This is a genomic window from Pseudoalteromonas luteoviolacea S2607 (assembly GCF_001625575.1).
Lineage (GTDB): Bacteria > Pseudomonadota > Gammaproteobacteria > Enterobacterales > Alteromonadaceae > Pseudoalteromonas > Pseudoalteromonas luteoviolacea_E.
Map to the genome: position 1 here is coordinate 153,439 of NZ_AUXV01000003.1, position 20,439 is coordinate 173,877.

Here is a 20,439-nt window from a genome sequence, read left to right on the forward strand (position 1 = left end):
AAGTGCCTATGCATGTACAGCTAAACCCAACAGGTGTTCTTAATCTATTATCGCAACTAGAAGTTGATTTGTTGCAGCAATCATCCACTTTTGAACGATATAAACTTTTTAGAAACTGCGTTTTAGCAGTGCTGAACGTAGGCAGCCATACTGACTCAAGCTATGAAATTTACAAAAAATTTGAAGACTTTGACGTAAAGCTTGTAGCAAGAGAGCGCGGTATCAAAATCGAACTTACTAATCCACCTGAGTCAGCTTTTGTTGACGGTACGATTATAAGTGGTATCCATGAGCATATATTCTCTGTTATTAGAGACATCCTTTTCATTTGTCAAAGGCATCAAGAAGAGCTAGTAGAAACAAAAAATATTACTCACATGGTTTTTGACATGTTGAGAAATGCGGGTGCGTTGGAAGTAAATACCGACCCGAATATGGTTGTATGCTGGGGTGGTCATTCTATTAATGAACCTGAGTACAAATACACCAAAGAAGTCGGTTATCAGCTTGGCCTCAGAGGCCTGAATATTTGCACAGGCTGTGGACCAGGTGCAATGAAGGGCCCCATGAAGGGCGCAACTATCGGCCATGCAAAGCAAAGAATTACAAATAACCGTTACTTAGGCTTGACAGAACCCAGTATTATCGCGGCCGAGCCACCTAACCCTATTGTAAACGAGTTGGTGATCCTACCTGATATCGAAAAGCGATTAGAAGCTTTTGTTAGAACGGCGCATGCAATCATTATATTTCCTGGCGGCGCGGGGACGTCAGAAGAGCTCCTGTATTTGCTAGGGATACTGCTGCATCCAGACAATGAAAAACAAGTTTTACCAGTAATACTCACCGGCCCGGCCTCAAGCGCAGCTTACTTTGATGAAATAGCGAAATTCGTTGAAAAAACATTAGGCAAAGAAGCTCTTAGCAAATTCAGCATTATCATTGATAACCCTGAGTTAGTCGCACAGACCATTAAAAATGAAATGCCGGCGGTACGAGAGTATCGTAAATCAGAAGGTGACGCCTACTACTTCAACTGGACTCTTAAAATAGAGGCCCCATTTCAAATGCCCTTTGAACCAACTCATGAAAATATGGCATCGTTGGATTTGCACCTTGACCAGCCTAAGGAAATACTTGCAGCAAATCTGCGCAGAGCATTTTCAGGTATTGTTGCCGGTAATGTGAAAGATAACGGCGTTAAAGCAATCAAAGAGTTTGGCCCATATATTTTGGATGGAGACAAGTCTCTGATGAAGGACATGGACAAGTTACTTCGCGCGTTTGTCTCGCAGGGTCGAATGAAACTGCCAGGTAGCAAGTATGAACCTTGTTACAAAATTGAATCATAACCAACACCGATACTACATTGATTTAATTTCATAAATTTTAGTCCATGTACCAGAGGAACGATGAACTCCCTTCCCCCCTCTGGTACAATGCGCTAATGTCTAACCCATTTACTTTTTTAATTTTTATATGGCTCAATTACTTTTAATAGATGCACTTAATTTAATCCGGCGAATTTATGCCGTTGATTGTGAACAGGCTGGATTAACTGACGAGCAAATTATTAAGAGCTGCCTTCATCGGGTAAAGAATGCGACACGTAAGTTATTAAAAGCCACGCAAGCAACCCATGCCATAGCGGTTTTTGATGGGGATAAAAGTTGGCGTTATCACTTGTATGCTGACTACAAAGCCAACCGAAAGCCAATGCCTGCAACGCTTAAAAGTAACTTAGAAATGGTCTCTCAAGGTTTCAATGACAATGGCGTTAAGGCTTACTTTCCACAGCAAGACGAAGCTGATGATATAATTGCTACGCTTGCTCATAAATCAGCACAGCATAATGTACAGGCAACCATTGTATCTACAGACAAAGGCTTTTTGCCGATGTTAGATCTGAATATTCAAGTTTATGATTACTTTAAACAGCAGTACATAAATGAAGAAGATGTGGAGTCTAAATTTACTATCGCCAAGGATAAGCTGCATGACTATTGGGGGCTGATGGGTGACAAAACCAATGATATACCAGGTGTTAAAGGCATTGGGAAAAAAACGGCATTAGAAGTTCTGTCACAATACGGTTCAGTAGAAGAAGCACTTCAAAGCGCAACTTTGAAAGAAAGCGTAAGAAAAAAATTAGAGACAGACATGGACAACTTTGTACTCAGCAAAGTATTGGTTGCACTGCGAACAGATATTGAAATGGGCTTTAATCTAAGTCAGCTAAGGTTGACCTAATTGCATTAAACGCAAATCGGTTGTTATGGCCAAACGCTTGGGTTAGGCTATTTTGGCTGTTCTCAGGTGAATTAAATGATTAAAAAAGTTCTACAATATATTTTTCTAGGCTTGGCTGTTTATGCTGGGATCGTTTTTCTTGTCATCAATTTTTATAAAGACGATCCGCGGGCAATGGTATGGAAAGATAGAGAAGCCTTCAATAAACGGTTTATAAGCAAGTTAAAACCGAATGCAGAGATGGAATTAAACACTGTATTAGACAATTTAGGCAGTCCGGACCTAACCTATGTTAAGTCTGATGATAAAGACGTGTATCAAATCGTTTTTTACCGGACACAATTAATGAAGCCTGATGGTATAACGACGCAAGACGAATGCACCGGGATGTTGTTTAAGAATGGTCAGCTCATGTTGTGGGGAGCAGGTGCCATTGTAGCGTACGAGAAAGCACTTAATAATGTCACAAACTAATCACGAAGTATCAAAGCAACTTTTCGAACTCATTCAGAAAACGGAGATAGTGCTCAGACTCTATTATAACAAGAATAAATGGCCCAGTATTTTCCCTACGTTGGCAGAACTGGCACAGCTTTACAGAGAGGCCTATAAAGTCGCGCCCAATGCGCTACACAGCTACCTATCATTTTATTTTGAAGAGTATTCCCCGACCACCAACTTGGTTGTCAAAAAATGTATTTTGGTTTGTATGATATCTGAGGGCCAAGGCTACTCTTCCAAAATTCAGCAAGAGTTACTTGTTGCCTGCATAGCAAGTTTTATTTGTATTAAGAATGAAAACGACAAATTACAGAAGGGTCTCCCCCTTAGTGAACAGGGTAAAAAGCTATGGAAAATTCGCTATCAACTTGCTGTAAAAGTGCTTGAACACGGTGGTTCTATCAACAAGCAGGCTGCACGTGTTCTCGCAAGGCTTCAGCCGTATTGCGAAACATTGCGCAGTAAAAACCACACCCCACTATACGATAATACAACCCTTATAGTCGCAATCGCCCAGATTGTGGCTTTTGCTATTGCAAAGAAAGGCTGCAAGCGCAATGCGCTGAGCCTCACTATCAAGCGTTTATATCTAACCAATACGGATGAATTTGTACGTAACTCATTATACAAAATGGTCGAACAGTTCAGCTTGTTGCCTGTAGGCTCTTCTACAATCTATGAAGGTGATACCGCAGTATTACTTCTCAAAAACGACCAACAAGTTTTATGTACAATAAAAAACAATAAGCTTACTAAACTAATTAAAACCCAAAAGCCATACAAATTCGAATTTAACCAAATTGCCACAACCGATAAGCAACTCTTGTACAAAGTTTGGAGCCATATCGATCTTCCTTCTATTGGCGCAAAGGAGTCTAACTTTGACAATACCTTTGCAGTGATAGAAAAGCTTAACACAGGCAGTTTTGGAAGCTTTAGGGCAATTGAAAAAACCATCGCGCCATTTCCCCATATTGAAGAAGCGCTCACACAGGCCGCTAAGCTTTATAACAGAGAAGCCCAAAAAGGAGCCAACATTCGGCATAGTTTGACAATGGTCGGGCTAGATACCGCCACATTACTGTGTCAGCGCGTATTAATAGAACAGGTAATTTCTCAACTTCGCCACCCTTTCGCACAGGATGTTTGGCACAAATATCAACAAATCTCCCTAATACTCGCAACTTTGATTAAACGTGCTTATGGGCAAGAATTTGAAAGCATTCTTTCTCCAATAAGTGCTGTTGTTGCCTTTATGCTTAAACATCATGATATTGATATCAAAAGGTTTACCTATACTGAAAAAGAAACAGACGATGCGAAGCCTTACTCATTATCTCGGTTATTTGGCTTTCCTCACTTCGATGAGCATAAATTACAGACGTATTTTGAATCTCACTTTGGCGATAGCCCAGCACACCAAGCATTTCAAAATTCAGAGCATGAAAAGCACAATTCTTTAAGTGACGATGCAAAAACATTTGTTGCAGTCAAAATACTTGCTATGTTCTGGAATAGTGCGAGCTTTGAACCGACGGCATGGCAAAAGACGGTTTTAGAAGAGCAAGTACTCAAATTTGGTTGGTCTGATGTGGCTGAAGTCCAAGAAGCGATTCTAACACTCGCGATGCACAGTATTATTGAATAATATTTATTCTATAAATATAAGATATAACAAACATAACTTTAAGTTATGACCATTTATCATTCCTTACTGGAATAAGGATGAATAAATTGCTATAAAACGCGCTTAATTTTTCAAGCGATAACACACTTTTTATTTCATTGACTACAATAAGGTGGTCCTTCTATTAGGTGTGTGCAATTTATTTTGATAAAGGAAAACTAAATGGCTAAGCAAACAGTTACTGTTATTCGAGGCGATGGTATTGGTCCAAGCATTATTGATTCAGCTATTGAGATCTTGAATGCTGCAGGTTGTGACTTTGAATACGAATATGTAGATGCAGGTCTTGCAGCCCTAGAAAAAACAGGTGAATTACTTCCACCAGCAACTCTTGAAGCTATTGAGCGTAACAAGCTTACCTTAAAAGGTCCTTTAACAACGCCTGTTGGCGAAGGTTTCACTTCAATCAACGTAACACTAAGAAAGCAATTTGGTTTGTACGCAAATGTACGTCCAGTTAAATCTTTCGAAGGTACACAGGCACGTTACGATGATATCGACATCATCACCGTTCGTGAAAATACACAAGGCATGTACTCAGGTCTAGGCCAAGTAACTTCTGAAGATGGTACTGAAGCTGAAGCAATGTCAAAAATCACCCGTGAAGGTGCAGAGAAAATCGTAACTTTCGCATACGAGCTAGCACAACGTGAAGGCCGTAAAAAAGTAACTGCGGTACACAAAGCGAATATCTTAAAGTCTACTTCAGGCCTGTTCTTGAAAGTAGCGCGTGAAGTGGGCGAACGTTACCCTGAAATCGAATCTGCGGAAATGATTGTAGATGCGACTTGTATGAAGCTAGTAATGAACCCTGATGAATTTGATGTTGTAGTAACAACAAACTTATTCGGTGACATCATTTCTGACCTATGTGCAGGTTTAGTTGGTGGTTTAGGTATGGCTCCGGGTGCAAATATTGGTGAAAATGCCGCTATCTTTGAAGCTGTGCATGGTAGTGCACCAGACATCGCAGGTAAAAACTTAGCTAACCCAACATCTGTTATTTTGGCATCAATTCAAATGCTTGAGTACTTAGATATGGGCGAAACAGCTGAGCGTATTCGTAAGGCTGTAGCTGACGTTATCAAGTCAGGTGACCGTACTACACGTGATCTTGGTGGAAACCACGGCACTACCGACTTCACACAAGCTGTGATTGAGCGCCTTTAATTAGTGCTCAGCGAATAGCGCCAAGCGCTATTCGCTACAACTCCCTTCATCATAGCAACCCCCACTATTCAATAGCCTCTTTTTACATAACTACCCCCTAACTCCGCTACGCAATACTTACTGCCCCCTTTTAAACCCCAATTTTATTGCGATAAATACAGCAAAAACCTTGGTTTGATTATGCAAACAAGTGAATTTTTAAAAACTGAAATACTACATTTCAAATTTATCAACGCGAATAATAGATATATTATGCGTAATCTCACTGGAACGCCTTGACAGAAAATCAAATTGGCCTTTAAATGAACTGGTGTTTAGATTAATTAAGTAGATATAGAAATGACGTTCTCAAAACTCGTACAGCTTGTCCTCGTGGTGGTCTTGGTTGAAAGTCCATAGGGGCCTGTGTGAGTGAACGCTTTCATCGACCCCGCCATATGCGGGGTTTTTTTATGCCAAAATTTAAATTGACTGAGGAATGAGGTAATGAATGAGCAATATAATGGCTCCGAGTTAGTTGTAAAGGCGCTAAAAGATTTGGATGTACAGTTCATTTTCGGTTATCCCGGCGGTTCTGTGTTAGACCTTTACGACGCACTTTTTGAACAAACAGACATCGAGCATATTTTAGTTCGCCATGAGCAGGCAGCAACCCACATGGCTGATGGCTATTCTCGAGCAACAGGTAAAACCGGAGTCGTACTAGCTACATCTGGCCCTGGCGCAACAAACTGCATCACGGGTATCGCAACTGCGTATATGGACTCAATACCCATGGTTGTGTTATCAGGCCAAGTTCCCTCAAATTTAATTGGTGACGATGCTTTCCAAGAGACAGATATTGTTGGCTGTTCAAGGCCTATCGTAAAACACAGCTTCAATTGCCGAAGCGCAGAGGACATACCACAAATACTGGCCAAAGCATTTTACCTAGCTAGCTCCGGCAGACCTGGACCAGTTGTCGTCGAGTTACCTAAAGATGTATTGAATCCACAGCTAAAATTTCTGTATCACATGCCACAACAATTGGAGATGAGAACGTATAATCCAAGTACTAAAGGGCATGGTAAACAAATTAAAAAAGCGGTTGAAACTATCCTCAGCGCAAAAAAGCTCGTTGTATACTCTGGCGGCGGCATTATTCTGTCAAATACCTCAGACAAACTGACAGAGTTGGTAGAAAAGCTCAACGCCCCTATCACCAACACATTAATGGGCTTAGGTGGGATCAGCGGTAGCCACCCTAACTTTATTGGCATGCTTGGTATGCATGGCTCACTTGAAGCAAATAAAGCAATGGCAAATGCAGATGTAATATTGGCTCTTGGCGCTAGATTTGATGATCGAGTCACAAATAACGTTACTAAGTTTTGCCCCAACGCAAAAATTGTACATGTAGACGTCGACCCAACTTCTATATCCAAAACGATACAAGCGCACATTCCGGTAGTTGGTTGTTTGGACATCGTTATCGAACAAATTCTTGAGGGTATAAGTCACAGTAATACATCAATTGACCGAAGCGCCCAAGAGGCTTGGTGGAATGAAATAACAAGTTGGCGGGCGAAAGACTGCTTAAATTATGATAGAGAAGCCGACAAGCTAAAACCTCAGACAGTTATTGAAAAGCTATATGAAATAACCAATGGTGACGCATACATTACTTCTGATGTAGGCCAACACCAGATGTTTGCTGCGCAGTATTATCCATTTAAAAATCCACGCCAATGGATCAATTCCGGCGGCTTAGGAACCATGGGCTTTGGCCTTCCAGCAGCCATGGGGGTTAAAGTCGCATTTCCTGACAATGAGGTTGTATGCGTTACTGGTGACGGCTCTATACAAATGAACATCCAAGAGCTGTCGACCTGTTTACAGTATGGTCTTAACGTCAAAGTTGTGTCACTGAATAATCGCTCGCTTGGGATGGTACGCCAATGGCAAGATATGCTTTATGATGGAAGACATTCAAGCTCTTATATGGAATCACTCCCCGATTTTGTCGCTCTAGCTGAAAGTTATGGCCACGTCGGTATACGAGTTGATCACCCAGATGAATTAGATGATGCGCTGCAAAAAGCATTTTCAATCAATGACCGACTCGTCTTCCTCGATATTAGAGTAGATGAGAGCGAGCATGTCTACCCTATGCAAATTAAGCACGGTGCCATCGATGAGATGTGGTTGAAAAAAGGAGTAAAAGCATAATGAAACGTATTCTATCTATCTTGCTAGAAAATGAACCGGGCGCACTCTCTCGCATTGTGGGCTTGTTCTCACAGCGGGCTTATAACATCGACAGCTTAACGGTTGGAACAACAGACGATAAAACGCTTTCTCGTATAACAATTACAACACACGGTGATGACCGTGTCGTAGAACAAATTACAAAACAGGTTAATAAGCTAGTCGATGTATTAAAAGTTTTTGATTTAACCGAAGTTAGTCATGTTGAGCGAGAGCTTTTGATGGTAAAAGTGTATGCGCGCAATGAATCAACACGTGCCGCGATAACACGGGTCAATGATGTGTTTGGTGGTACGATTATTGATATGGGCAAACAGAGTTATACGCTTCAGCTAACAAGTAGTAGCGACAAAATTGAGAATTTCTTAAAGATGCTGTGTCACGAGAGTGACCTCATCGAGGTAGTCCGTTCTGGCTCTGTTGGAATAGGGCGTGGGGATAAAGCGTTAAGAAGTTAAAAACAAAAAAGAGAGCTTCAAGCTCTCTTTTCGTTATTAGTAGACGACATGCTTTTGCGTGAAGTCTATGTAAACCGACTAAAGGTTTACTTGATCTTTAAGACCTTTACCCGCTTTGAACGTTGGGATATTTGCTGCAGGGATTTGGATCTCGTCGCCTGTTTGAGGGTTACGACCAGTACGTGCAGCACGCTCTTTTACAGAGAAAGTACCAAAACCAACTAGTGCTACTGAATCACCTTCTTTTAGAGCTTCAGTTACAGCACTAGTTAAAGCATCTAATGCACGGCCAGCTGCCGTTTTAGAGATATCAGCGTCGTTCGCTATCTTTTCAACTAGTTGAGCTTTGTTCATTATAAAATTCCTATATTTTTATTTTCTGCCGGAGCGAATTCTATGTTTATCCATTTTTGCCCTTTGTGCAAGTGCAAATTCACGTATAGGCCAATTATTTCGCTCTGTTTGTCCTTATATTGCGCGGATTTAGCTAATTTAGGTACCTAAAACGCCACCCGTACCGATTTTGCGTTTTAATTTAGGATGACTGTTAAGCCACCTTAATCCTTCAAATCCACAATACCAAAGACCGCCGTAAACTAACCAAAAGTATAATGTCGGGTTTGCGGTCATCAAAAGGTCTGCTTGTTGCCCAGCGTAATAGCTCCCTGGGGCTCCCAACCAGATCAGTGGAACACGGACCTTGAGTGATAAAGTAAACAATTTAGCCATAGATTCCCTAAAACTAAAAAGTAGCGTACACCACAGCAATATAAGCCATATAGGTATGGTAGCGCCTACGTAACTAATCACGTTTGTGCTAATTGCAATAACCTCGACCATCAAGCCAATACCCAACCCATAAAAAACAAATAAGCTGTCGCTTTTTCTGTCTCGGCTCATCACAACCATAATGACAATCGCGAGCAGCAACACAGGTATTGCCTGATGTTTCAGGAAAAAAACCGCGAACCAAGCGATTTGAAACACTAAAAAGTTAATAATTACAGAATGCCGTCTCATCATTGTTCAAATGCCTAGGCTTTCTAGCTACTAAATGTACTGCACTGGTCGCTCTTTGCTTAAATCCACCTTCGCAGTAACACAAATAAAATTCCCAAAGCCTGTAAAAGCGCTGATCGAACTTTTTATTATTGAGGGATGGCCATGCTCGATTGAAACGTACCCGCCAGTCATACAAGGTTTTAGCATAATGTAAACCGATATCTTTAATGGAGTGCACTACCATATCCGTGTTATTACAGATTTGCTTGCTCATTTCTGTCACTGATGGAAGACACCCACCAGGGAATATATATTGCTGAATGAAGTCAGAGTTTTTTAAGTAGTGTTGATATCTCTGGCATGCGATGGTTATAGCTTGTATTAGCATCACGCCATTAGGTTTTAATAATGTACTGCACTTTTCGAAGAAGCCGCTTAGATACTCATGCCCAACAGCCTCAATCATCTCAATTGATACCAACTTGTCAAAGCGACCGTTTAGCTCCCTATAATCATCCTTCAATAACGTGATTTGGTTTTGTAGCCCTAGTTTGTCAATTTTTTCTTTTACGAAAGCGTATTGTTCTTCAGAAATCGTTGTCGTTGTCACCTTGCAACCATAATTTTGTGCAGCATAAATTGCGAAAGCTCCCCACCCAGTGCCAATCTCGATTACGTGATCTCCTGCTTGCAGGTCTACTTGCTCGCAGATCTGCTTGAGCTTGTGGTTTTGTGCATCTTCAAGAGATGCATTGTGGGTTGGATAAACGGCGCTCGAATAAAGCATCTCCTCGCTTAAAAAAGCACTGTAGAGGTCGTTGCCTAGGTCGTAGTGCGCCACAATATTTTTCTTCGACCCTGCTTTGGTATTACGATTTCTAAAATGCGTAACTTTGTTCATCAAGCCAGACAACAACGCAAATTTCTTTTCGAATTTATCTAACACGTCTTGATTGACAACGAATATTTCGATCAATTTGGTCAGGTCTGAACACTCCCAAAACCCTAAAATGTAGGACTCCCCCGCGCCCACGCTTCCCCCTAGTGCAAATTTAGAATACATTTGCTGCGAAAGCACATTTATGGTCACTGATTGGTCACTGCTATGAACGCCAAAACTGTATTCTTGTGAGCCGTCTATAAGTTTAATATGCCCCCAAGTGATCTGATCCAGCGCCGTTAATACAAGCTTCTTACAAACTTTACTGGTCCAGCTGTCGGTTACATCACTATAGGGTTGTGTCGTTTTTTCCATCTTACAAACTTCCGGGGTGACTAATAAAAGGAACTTTTTTCATGAATAGCTTTAAAGCTTGCCAGTAAATACCTTTCAGTATCGTAAAGGTCATCGCTGGAAAACGCTTTAGCAATGAGGTCACCGCCTGCCGTTCGAGTGGCACTCTCTGTAACCTCAAAGTCGCATCAAAAAGAAGTTCGCGTTGATTTTTGTTTTCGATATGGACAAAGGCATGCTGCGCTGGGGCTTTGATATGCCAATGATATTCCATATCTAAATTCATAAAAGGTGATACGTGGAAGGTCTTCTTAAAGTTCACTTTCTTTCCGAGCGGAACCAGATAATAATGACGCTCATTCCAAGGCGTATTGCTTACCTCTGCGATCATATGGGTGTAGGTATCAGCATCTTTGGAAAAAAAATAAAAGTTAACAGGGCTAAAATAATAGCCGAAACATCGACATTGCCCCATTAAATACACTTGGCTGCCAGACGCATCAACACCGAGCTCTCTACTTTTATCCAATGCGCGCTGCTTTAAATCATTGCTTTCGCCATCTAAGTAGTCCTGTTGGCAAAATTTCAAGATTTTTCGCCCTCTGGTCCCAAACATAGGGTGGATGTCATCGAGATACTGCTGTTCATCTAGGTCTATACACATCATATACATGGGGTATTTAAAGTTATGAGATGATACAGAGTAACGTCTATGCCTCACGTCCCCCACATAGATGGCACTTCTCAAAACTCTACTCCTAGCTTTTTGGCAACATCAACTGCACTTCTGACGCCATCTTCATGAAACCCATTGAACCAATATGCTCCACAAAAAAAGGTTTTCTTTACACCGTCAACTTCATTTTTGCGTTTTTGCGCCGCGATACTTCGAGTGTTAAAGACAGGATGAAAATATTCAAATTTTTGGATGATCTTGTCAGGTGCAATGTGTTCGTCATTATTTAGAGTCACACAAAACTGCTGGTTGCACTCTAGCTTTTGCAGTATGTTCATCTGGTAAGTCACAGTTGCAGGCCTTGTTTGCCCTTCGTCTAGTAGGTAATTCCAACTAGCCCAAGCTGCTGTTCTTTTTGGTAATAAATTGGTATCAGTATGCAGAACCACGCTATTTGGCGTGTACTCAATTGCACCAAGTATCTCCTGCTCTAATTCAGTTGCGTCTGCCAATAGCGCCAATGCTTGATCTGAATGACAAGCAAACACGACTTCGTCAAATCGCTCAACAGTGCCACCTTCAAAAACAATCTCAACCCCCTCGCTTTCTCGTGTAACACGCTTTATGTCTGCGTTCAGCCTGATATTGTTTTTATAAGATTGTGTTAAAGGCGCAATATACTGCTTTGAGCCACCCGGAATAACGTACCATTGAGGCCTACCAGCAACGTCTAATAACCCATGATTGTAGAAAAAGCGAATAAAAAACTGGATTTCAAAATCTAACATCCCCTTCAAGCTTGTTGACCAAATCGCAGCACCCATGGGTAAGATATAGTGGCTTTTGAAAAAGTCGTCGAAACCGTGCGCATCTAAAAATTCACCAAGGTTCTTATGTTCAGAGTAATCACCACTGTGATAAAGCGCTTTTGCGATACGATTAAATTTAACGATATTGTACAAAAAATGCCAAAATTTGAGCGACAATATATTGCGCTTTTGCGCAAACAACGACGCAAATGTATGACCGTTGTACTCAAAATCACGCTCTGCGGTTTTTACACTAAAACTCATTTGCGTTGGGTTACGGCCCACATTTATCTCGTCGAGTAACTTTTCAAAAAGAGGGTAAGTTCTATCATTAAAAACGATAAAACCAGTATCAACAGCAATATTGCCCTCTGGTGTTTCCACGTCAATCGTCGCGGTATGACCCCCAAGCCTGCTGTCCTTTTCGAAAAGAGTAATATTATGCTTTTTATTCAGTAAATAAGCTGCTGTCATTCCAGATATACCGGAACCAATGATTGCTATTTTTTTCAACGTTTTATCCTTTTTGCTAGAGGCAGCCATAAACTAAATGGGAGTAGTGAGAATAACTTAAGTAACAAAGTGAAGCGCTTGGGAAAGTGTATTTCTTTTTTACGACGCTCTACCCCTTCATATATTTTTTCACATGCTTTTTCTACTGTGACCAAAAATGGCATTGGAAAGTCATTTTTATCCGTCAACGGCGTCTCTACAAACCCTGGGTGAACTAAAGTCACATCAATATTTTCTAATTCGACTTGCATGACGCGCGTTAAATAGCTTAATGCCGCCTTGGATGCTCCATAAGCTTGCGCTCTGGGCAGCGGCAAAAAGCTCGCGCTAGAACTGACTATAACCAACTGACCATTGAGCTTTATCTTGGGAAGCAAAGCCTCAATACAATACCCAGTTGCAATGACGTTGGCATTTATAACTCTTTCAAACAGTTCGGAGTCAAAATGCAGCGCGTCGTCGATGTATTCACACACACCGGCATTTAGTATCACAATATCCACTTGTTCCATGTCACTAAACGCATTTGCAACTTGCGCTTTCTCTGTCATATCAAACTTTAATGATTGAACGTTTTGCGCTTCAAGCCTTTTGAGCTTATCTTCATTGCGACCACATGCAACAACATGATGTGCCTTGGAATAAAGATTAACTAGGCCTTCACCAATTCCCGATGTTGCTCCCGTAATCAGTACTCTTTTAAGCCCAGACCCAGTCATGAGGTTGCTCTCTTTTCTATGGTTTTTATTACGTTACCTAACAGAGGAATATTGCGATATAACAACGCACCCACGTCAAAATAATCACGATGGTTAACCACTTTCGCCCCTTTAAACGTCAGTTTGCTATGCCCTGCTACCGTGATTGTCTTTTTAGCGTTTAATCGACTGTGGGAAAACTTCATATCCCAGTAAAGAAATCCCATGTTATCTATAACGAAATGCTCATTAATATCGAATGAGATAGAGTTGACATTTGCATACATGTTTTCAAAGTACTTTGTCAAAGCCTCTAAACCTTTTACCTCATGAAGAGGGTCTGTAAATACAATTTCCTCGTCATATATATTTTTCAGTAGATTGAGATTTTTATCTGATAACTTGTTGTATATATCAACAAAATTGATAAGGTGCTGTTCCATACTTTATACCTTAAATGCAGCAAGCGCTCTTTCCCTTGCAGCCTTATGCTCAACAATAGGTGCCGAATACTCTTTATCGCCAAACGCACTCAGATAATCGTGCGGAAAGTGAATATATTTAGATGGCACTGACTCTAATTCATGTACGTATTTACGGATAAAAGTGCCATCAGGATCAAATTTCTCGCTTTGCGTTATTGGATTAAATATTCTGAAATAAGGCTGAGCATCACAACCTGTGCTCGCAGCCCATTGCCACCCACCATTATTTGATGCCAAGTCTCCATCTATTAGCTTACTCATAAAATAAGACTCACCCCATCTCCAATCGATCAATAGATGCTTAGTCAAAAAGCTGGCGACAATCATTCTAAGCCGATTATGCATCCATCCAGTTTGGTTTAATTGTCGCATTGCTGCGTCAACAATTGGGTATCCTGTTTTTCCTTCACACCACGCTTTAAACTGGTTTACTTGATTTAACCATGCTACAGAATTGTACTTCTCGTTAAAATTGTACCCTTTGCAAAGTTTTGGATAGACAAACATTAAGTGCCTATAAAACTCTCTCCATATTAATTCATTTATGTAAGAGAACTCTGCTGACTTAGTACGGATTAAAACATCTGGTGTCTCATATTGAATGCGGCCTATTAACTCAGTGACCGAAATGATACCAAGCGCTAAATATGGACTTAAACCAGATGTCCCTTTAATACTGGGTATATCGCGTTGTGCGTCATACTTATGAACTTTTTCAAAAATAAACTGTGAGATTACTTTTTCAATAACGTGATCTTCAACTGGCCACTTATCAGATACCCCATTTGATGACAGCGATTCAGGAAGTGCCCAGCCTATAGCCGCTCCGACACGCTCCAGTCGGCGTCCAACAGAAAACATTCGTTCACAATTTATTGATAGCCACGCTTTTTTGAAAGGAGTGAACACTTTAAACATCTCACCCCCTTTGGTAACAATGCTGCCAGGTGGTGACAGCACGTCCCCGTCATATAAACGAAGCTCTACGCCAATCTTGCTACATGCTTTGTCTCTGTTGAGCTCATTTATTTCATACTCTCTATTTGCATAGATTGTAGATACGTTATTTTGCTCAGCATACTGCTTAAGTTTACTCGGCAAAACTTCAAAATTATCACCATTAAGCACAATAAGCTTTATGCCAAGCTGTGCAAGCTCTTCACCTAAATACGCTACGCGTCGTTTGAGCAAATCCAGCTGGATTTCACTTGTGTTATGTTTTTGCCACTGTTTTTCACAAATAAAAAACAGCGCCTCTGTGGCGCCGTTATTAACTGCTTGAATAAGCGCTTCATTACCATGAAGCCGTAAATCACGCCTAAACCAAAATATAGTCTTATTCAAATTGAGAACCTTAGTTTTAAATCACTCGGGTATGGGTCAAAATACACTTGTTGTTGGAGATACGCTTTGGGGTGTACTCTCAGGTGATGCTTAAGCAACGTTAGAGGTACATTAAGAGGGACCAAGCCCTTACGGTACTCATCAATCGCTTCTACCATCTCCGCTTTTTCGACCTGAGAAATATCATTCTTAAAATATCCTTGCAGGTGCGCTAGCGTATTTGCTTGGCCCTTTCTACTCGCCGGCTTTTTCAGCGCTGCCATCAGGCCTGAAATATAATCCTGCGCTAATTCATCACACGCTTTAGGGTCCCCTTCAGCCAATAAACGTCCCAACGTCCTATAAGCGCTATAGTTATGACTCATGAGCAAGTATTTGTGTTTGGCGTGAAAGTCAGTGAGCACCTTTTTGTTGACTGACTGCTCAGTTAACTCCTGCCACGACTTGTACACATATACACGCATCACAAAGTTTTCTCGCAAATGGACATCGTTAAGTCGTCCATTCTCTTCGCAAGGTAGTAAAGGGTTATGCTTCATTATTTGCTCAGCAAATGCGCCGATTCCTTCTGCCGATGCCCCCGTCCCAGTATCGTTATATACCTTGACGCGCTCCATTCCACAGCTAGGGCTTTTAGCGCAAAATACAAAACCAGACAAAGCCTTGGCCCGTGTTTTAGCAATGCGCTCACCATACTCTGTTAATTTTGGCCCGACATCTCCAGAGCCATCAGGCCTACACACCTTAATAACATCACCATATCTGACCTGGCGAATTGTATTTCGTGGTATCGGCATACCAATTGCTACCTCAGGACAGAACTTCACGTACTCGACGTGGTTAATAAATTCATCCATACAAAAGTTAGAGCGTTTGTGGCCTTTATCAAAACGCACGCGATCACCACCTAGACATGCACTAAGTCCAATTTGAATCGCGGTTTCAAAATGCTTTTCTGTGTTTGTCATTAGTAAATCAACTTTCCAATAGGGTTGAGTAATTTGCTTAAGCCTTTATTGAAATGTAACGCATTATCCACCAACGTAAAGCACAAGCAGCCATCTTTTGTTCTTGGGCTATGGTTGTGTCGTCCATCTAACATGATGAAGTCACCGGGAACGTATTGTCCGCTTTCATCTTCAAACGTACCGTCTAGAAGCAATGTTAGTTCGAAACCTGTATGTGTATGCTCAGGAATTTCTCCCCCCGGCTTAATGTGAAGCAAGCTGCTTCGCAAAGGGCCTTCATCCAATTCGAATCGTGCTCTAGACACTTTCCCTGCGTTCATAAAACTACCCAGCTTTAGAGCAGCAATTGCACGAGGGAGTTGAACACGCTTGTCTTGATATTCAAAAACTTCAGGTTCTTGAGACACTAATTGGTCATACATAGATAGCTTTGTAATGTCGTCAATCATAGACTCAAATTCAAAGCTTTCTTTCTCTTCGCACGGCGCGTCAAAGGTCGCGCTTGCCTGCTGAACTTCAAGTAACTCGAACTCGTTACTACACTTGTCACACAATTCGATGTGCGCTGCAATAGCAACGCTGAGCCCTGCTGGCAGCTCCCCCAAAATGTGTTTTTGCATAAGTTGTTTTGATGGGTGATATTTAATCATGCTGCTCTCCCAACTCCACTTTTAACTTCTTTAACGCCAAACGCAAACGTGATTTGACGGTCCCCACTGGAATGCCCAAATGTTGAGCGAGTTGCTCTTGTGTCATATCTTCAAAATAGACACCAACAACAACATCCCTCTGTGGTGCTGGTAAGCTCTTTATCTTTTCTTTCAACTGATTTGACTGTAAATGGTCCTTAAAGCTTTTCTCACAAACTTGTTCGTCGTGGAATAGCGGCCAAATCTCTTCACTTAAATTATCTTCTCGATTACTCTTAATCTTACGAAGCGCATCAAATGATGCATTACGCATGATGGTGTAGACCCATGTCGTTGCAGCCCCTTTTTCGGGGTGATACAGCTTTGCCTTTCGCCAAACCGATGTCATCGTGTCTTGAACGAGTTCCATCGCCATTGCCTCTGAACCGAATTGCTTAATACCAAACCTTTTAATTTTGGGCGCAAAGTATGAAAACAAGTACGCATACGCTTTCTTGTCTGCATGTGTGGCGACGTTTATTAATGCTTGCGTTAACTGCTCTGAAGGGGTTTCTTGCATCCCTACGTTTTTACCTTTTTGTATACGGCAATCTCTAGACTGCTCTAAACTAACCATAATCTCAACGCTCTCAGTCAGTAACATAATAGACTATACGGAGGCATATCTCATTTCGATCACTCTTGATCATCAAAAATTTCTGCTAATACATTTGCGACACCAACATAACTTTGGCAGCTCTGTATTTTAGTTTTTTGTTTGAGCGTAAGAGGCAGAAGCTCTAACCATCTCGCTGCCACCCACAAAGGATTAGCGTAGTTTTTCTTTTTATATAAATGATTAAGTTCGGCGTTCACAACAAATAAATCTCTTAATAGATCAGCAAGCCGTTCATGAAACGCTAGTTCCTCTTCCCCGCCTAGTGTCCATAATGGCTCCTGTATAATCTGGCAGTCGCCATGACGCAAGCTCATTTCATCGCTGTAGGCGTTGCTAATCCGAACTCGGTGCTTGGCGTATACATCTATCAATAGTTGGCCGCCTTGATCTTGCGAGAAATCAACAATTTCTACATACACACCCTGTTCAGAAACGTTACACTCTCTGGTTTTGTCTGTATGACACATCACAAATCCGTGCCCTTCCTTCATAGCAACTTTTACCATATGTAAATATCTGGGTTCAAAGATCCTTAGCCGAGTGTAACCTTGAGGTAGCAAAAAAACAGGTAAGGGAAAAAGTGCTCGTTTCATATTAATTTAGTAAAGTTTAAGATTAGTTGTATGTACGCCCCCTAAATGAAAACCGATCAACTTTTTAAAACAATCACCAAATTGTATACGCGACACAACAATTAATAACGATGTTCCCCTCTATTCCCATTGGAACTTCTTTAACGAAACTTTACCCGCTGCAATTTTTACCCCCTCTGCGGCCAAACGTTTTTGTTGCTCTAAAAACTTTTCCGATCCTTCTGGAAACGATATTTTCCCCTGCCCATTTATGACACGATACCAAGGAAGTGAGCTATTTTGAGGCAAGTTTTTTAGCAAATAACCAACTGCTCTAGCATGTCTAGGCGCTCCAGATAGTTTCGCGATTTGCCCATATGTTGCTACATTTCCCAACGGGATTGCCCCTATAAGGGTATATACTCTTTGCTTAAACTCTTCGTCCACTATATTGCTCTCCTAACTGATTAAAGCCATCCCACAAATAGTTTGCGACTGAGCCATAATGCGGTAATTTTCGTCTAAATGCATGTATATCAATATTAAATTGGTCTTGTCTATCTAAAACTCTGATTTGCTCAAGCCCTCCTTCAAGCAACTCTTTTTCACAATGGTTGAGAGTCATCATCGCAAAACCCAGCCCCTGCATGACAAACATTTTTATAGCCGAAATGTCATCTAACTTCATGACGCTCATACTCTTTGAGTACTCCAAGCGGTCGCTATCAAATTCAAATCCACTCTCTTTCATAGCAAGACATGGATATTGATTTAGTTCCTCAAATGTCAGTTCCTTTGGCATTAAACCCGCTTTTGCCACGAGGCCCAATGTGACCTCACCAATGGCAATTGACTCCAAATCTCCTGTGGCATGAAACAAGTTAAACCATGGTCCAATGCCAATATCTGAAAGTCCTTGATTGACCCGTTCCAGCGCAACAAAGCGCTTTCCACTCGTAATTTCAAACGCCGTTGATGGATACTGTTTAAACGCACTTTTGATCAGTTCATTGCAACCATAGTCATAACTCATTGCTTCATAACAAATATTAAACTTGGGCTCATTACCCTGTGCTAAATCCGATGCCATTGCTTTGAGATTTTCATGGTGCTCAATGAGTTTGACGGCCTCTTTATAAAACCGCTTACCCTCTTCGGTGAGTTTTATACGATAGTCTTCTCGGGTTACCAGTGCAAACCCGAGTTCATTGCTGAGCCTTTTTATTGCTTGTGTGACAGCGGGTTGTGTTTTAAACAAGCGTTTTGCAGCGTCATTCAAACTGGCCGATTGCGCAACAACGTGCAGTACCTCTAAGTCGGATAACTTCATAAAATTTATTTATGGTTTTTCTAATTTTTTATAATTTTTATTTTAGTACTAATTTATATATCCTGCACTACATTAAATTAGGAGTCATACATTTAGGAGTAACCTCAGTGTTTAAACGCGCACTCGTATTATCAGCGGCACTTTTACTAAGCGCCTGCCAAGATGAAGTCAGCACCCAGTCAGACAAAGAACTCATTAGGCCTGTAAAACTTCACACGGTTAACGACCCAGCAGCCGCTACCTTGCGACACTTCCCTGCTGAAGTGGTTGCAAACCAAGGGTCATACCTTGCGTTTAGAGTTAATGGTGAGTTGATAGACTTTCCTATTCTGGCTGGCCAAGAGGTTAAAAAAGGACAACTCCTCGCTAAGCTAGACCCTGAAGATTTTGAATTGCAGTTTCAACAACGAAAAGCACAATACGAACTAACTGCCTTGCAATTAAATCGCATTGAGTCGCTCTTTGAAAAGTCGACAGCATCAAAAGCCGAGTACGACCAAGCTTTAGCAAACAAACAGGTTGCCGAGTCAGCTTATCGGATTGCACAAACAAATTTAGAAAATAGTGAATTACGCGCGCCATTTGACGGCACCGTCGCAAAGGTATTTGTGAAAAATTTTGAGAACATCGTAGCAAAGCAGAATATTCTTCGTCTTGAAACTCGTGACCGTATGGACGTGGTAATTCAAGTACCAGAAAAACTGGTAGCACGAGTGAATAAAGACTTAGACTACCACCCAAGCGTTGTTTTTGACGGCTTCCCCGACAAGTCGTATACATTAACGATTAAAGAGTGGGATACACAAGCCGATCCTGTGACTTTGACTTATAAAGTTGTATTTTCATTACCTATACCCGAAGACTTTAACTTGCTTGCCGGCATGACGGGGCATGTTTATATAGATCCGAGTAAAGTGACCAACTTAACGAAAAAAACGTTAATGGTTCCGACTGAAGCTGTCTTCTCCGCGCCTAATGAAAAACTTGCTGGCAATCATTACGTTTGGGTCTTCGATACAGAAACCAATAAAGTTTCAATGCGTCACATTCAAATTGGCCAAATGAGACAATCAGGTATTGAAGTGCAAAGCGGCCTGCAAGCAGGAGAAATTGTTGTATCTGCCGGAGTGCATCATTTAAAAGAAGGATTACAAGTAAGGCCGTGGACTAAAGAGCGAGGCCTATAA

The 20,439-nt window shown here is 41.3% G+C and carries 22 protein-coding genes; 8 read left to right on the forward strand and 14 right to left on the reverse strand.

The window, feature by feature from the left end; genetic code table 11:
• Window positions 1-8: 8 nt before the first annotated feature.
• The 7 genes from ppnN (at window position 9) to ilvN (ending at window position 8,313) form a co-directional block, all read left to right on the forward strand.
• Entirely contained in the window at window positions 9-1,352 is a 1,344-nt protein-coding gene (gene ppnN, locus N480_RS02920) for a nucleotide 5'-monophosphate nucleosidase PpnN (protein ID WP_063371030.1), read from the forward strand.
• 127 nt (window positions 1,353-1,479) lie between these two features.
• Window positions 1,480-2,250 (forward strand): flap endonuclease Xni, encoded by a 771-nt coding sequence (xni, locus tag N480_RS02925; RefSeq protein WP_063371031.1) that lies wholly within the window; start codon window positions 1,480-1,482, stop codon window positions 2,248-2,250.
• A gap of 75 nt (window positions 2,251-2,325) precedes the next feature.
• Entirely contained in the window at window positions 2,326-2,724 is a 399-nt protein-coding gene (locus N480_RS02930) for a DUF3192 domain-containing protein (RefSeq protein ID WP_063371032.1), read from the forward strand.
• A complete protein-coding gene (locus N480_RS02935; RefSeq protein WP_063371033.1) occupies window positions 2,711-4,399 on the forward strand; it encodes a hypothetical protein in 1,689 nt (562 codons plus the stop codon). Before N480_RS02930 ends, N480_RS02935 begins: the two co-directional genes overlap by 14 nt.
• A gap of 201 nt (window positions 4,400-4,600) precedes the next feature.
• Window positions 4,601-5,608, forward strand: coding sequence for an isocitrate dehydrogenase (locus N480_RS02940; protein WP_063371034.1), 1,008 nt, complete (start codon window positions 4,601-4,603; stop codon window positions 5,606-5,608).
• 486 nt (window positions 5,609-6,094) lie between these two features.
• Window positions 6,095-7,816: an acetolactate synthase 3 large subunit gene (locus tag N480_RS02945; protein ID WP_063371035.1), complete on the forward strand. Its 1,722-nt coding sequence runs from the start codon at window positions 6,095-6,097 to the stop codon at window positions 7,814-7,816.
• On the forward strand, window positions 7,816-8,313 hold the full coding sequence (ilvN, locus tag N480_RS02950) for an acetolactate synthase small subunit (RefSeq protein ID WP_063371036.1): 498 nt from the start codon (window positions 7,816-7,818) through the stop codon (window positions 8,311-8,313). The genes N480_RS02945 and ilvN overlap by 1 nt, the downstream gene beginning before the upstream one ends.
• 78 nt (window positions 8,314-8,391) lie before the next feature.
• Here the strand turns inward: ilvN and hupB are convergent, their stop codons facing one another.
• From hupB to N480_RS03020, 14 genes are all read right to left on the reverse strand, one after another.
• Window positions 8,392-8,667: a nucleoid-associated protein HU-beta gene (gene hupB, locus N480_RS02955; RefSeq protein ID WP_063356261.1), complete on the reverse strand. Its 276-nt coding sequence runs from the start codon at window positions 8,665-8,667 to the stop codon at window positions 8,392-8,394.
• Between the two features lie 138 nt (window positions 8,668-8,805).
• Entirely contained in the window at window positions 8,806-9,336 is a 531-nt protein-coding gene (locus N480_RS02960; RefSeq protein ID WP_063371037.1) for a DUF2878 domain-containing protein, read from the reverse strand.
• Entirely contained in the window at window positions 9,308-10,570 is a 1,263-nt protein-coding gene (locus N480_RS02965; protein ID WP_063371038.1) for an SAM-dependent methyltransferase, read from the reverse strand. Before N480_RS02965 ends, N480_RS02960 begins: the two co-directional genes overlap by 29 nt.
• 1 nt (window position 10,571) lies before the next feature.
• Complete coding sequence (locus N480_RS02970; protein ID WP_063371039.1) at window positions 10,572-11,297, reverse strand: DUF1365 domain-containing protein; 726 nt, start codon at window positions 11,295-11,297, stop codon at window positions 10,572-10,574.
• Window positions 11,294-12,547, reverse strand: a complete 1,254-nt coding sequence (locus N480_RS02975; RefSeq protein WP_063371040.1) for an NAD(P)/FAD-dependent oxidoreductase — start codon at window positions 12,545-12,547, stop codon at window positions 11,294-11,296. The genes N480_RS02970 and N480_RS02975 overlap by 4 nt, the downstream gene beginning before the upstream one ends.
• Entirely contained in the window at window positions 12,544-13,266 is a 723-nt protein-coding gene (locus tag N480_RS02980) for an SDR family NAD(P)-dependent oxidoreductase (protein ID WP_063371041.1), read from the reverse strand. Before N480_RS02980 ends, N480_RS02975 begins: the two co-directional genes overlap by 4 nt.
• A complete protein-coding gene (locus N480_RS02985) occupies window positions 13,263-13,688 on the reverse strand; it encodes a nuclear transport factor 2 family protein (protein ID WP_063371042.1) in 426 nt (141 codons plus the stop codon). Before N480_RS02985 ends, N480_RS02980 begins: the two co-directional genes overlap by 4 nt.
• Window positions 13,689-13,691: 3 nt before the next feature.
• The gene (gene phrB / locus N480_RS02990; RefSeq protein WP_063371043.1) at window positions 13,692-15,074 is read right to left on the reverse strand and encodes a deoxyribodipyrimidine photo-lyase; all 1,383 of its coding nucleotides are present in this window, start codon (window positions 15,072-15,074) and stop codon (window positions 13,692-13,694) included.
• Entirely contained in the window at window positions 15,071-16,042 is a 972-nt protein-coding gene (locus N480_RS02995) for a YbgA family protein (protein WP_063371044.1), read from the reverse strand. The genes phrB and N480_RS02995 overlap by 4 nt, the downstream gene beginning before the upstream one ends.
• Complete coding sequence (locus tag N480_RS03000; protein WP_063371045.1) at window positions 16,042-16,692, reverse strand: ChrR family anti-sigma-E factor; 651 nt, start codon at window positions 16,690-16,692, stop codon at window positions 16,042-16,044. The genes N480_RS02995 and N480_RS03000 overlap by 1 nt, the downstream gene beginning before the upstream one ends.
• The gene (locus N480_RS03005) at window positions 16,685-17,308 is read right to left on the reverse strand and encodes a sigma-70 family RNA polymerase sigma factor (RefSeq protein ID WP_063371226.1); all 624 of its coding nucleotides are present in this window, start codon (window positions 17,306-17,308) and stop codon (window positions 16,685-16,687) included. The genes N480_RS03000 and N480_RS03005 overlap by 8 nt, the downstream gene beginning before the upstream one ends.
• Before the next feature lie 59 nt (window positions 17,309-17,367).
• On the reverse strand, window positions 17,368-17,943 hold the full coding sequence (locus N480_RS03010; protein ID WP_063371046.1) for an LON peptidase substrate-binding domain-containing protein: 576 nt from the start codon (window positions 17,941-17,943) through the stop codon (window positions 17,368-17,370).
• A gap of 120 nt (window positions 17,944-18,063) precedes the next feature.
• Complete coding sequence (locus N480_RS03015) at window positions 18,064-18,369, reverse strand: MGMT family protein (protein WP_063371047.1); 306 nt, start codon at window positions 18,367-18,369, stop codon at window positions 18,064-18,066.
• Window positions 18,353-19,252, reverse strand: a complete 900-nt coding sequence (locus N480_RS03020; protein ID WP_063371048.1) for a LysR family transcriptional regulator — start codon at window positions 19,250-19,252, stop codon at window positions 18,353-18,355. The genes N480_RS03015 and N480_RS03020 overlap by 17 nt, the downstream gene beginning before the upstream one ends.
• A gap of 107 nt (window positions 19,253-19,359) precedes the next feature.
• Between N480_RS03020 and N480_RS03025 the strand changes: the two genes are divergently transcribed.
• The gene (locus N480_RS03025) at window positions 19,360-20,439 is read left to right on the forward strand and encodes an efflux RND transporter periplasmic adaptor subunit (RefSeq protein WP_063371049.1); all 1,080 of its coding nucleotides are present in this window, start codon (window positions 19,360-19,362) and stop codon (window positions 20,437-20,439) included.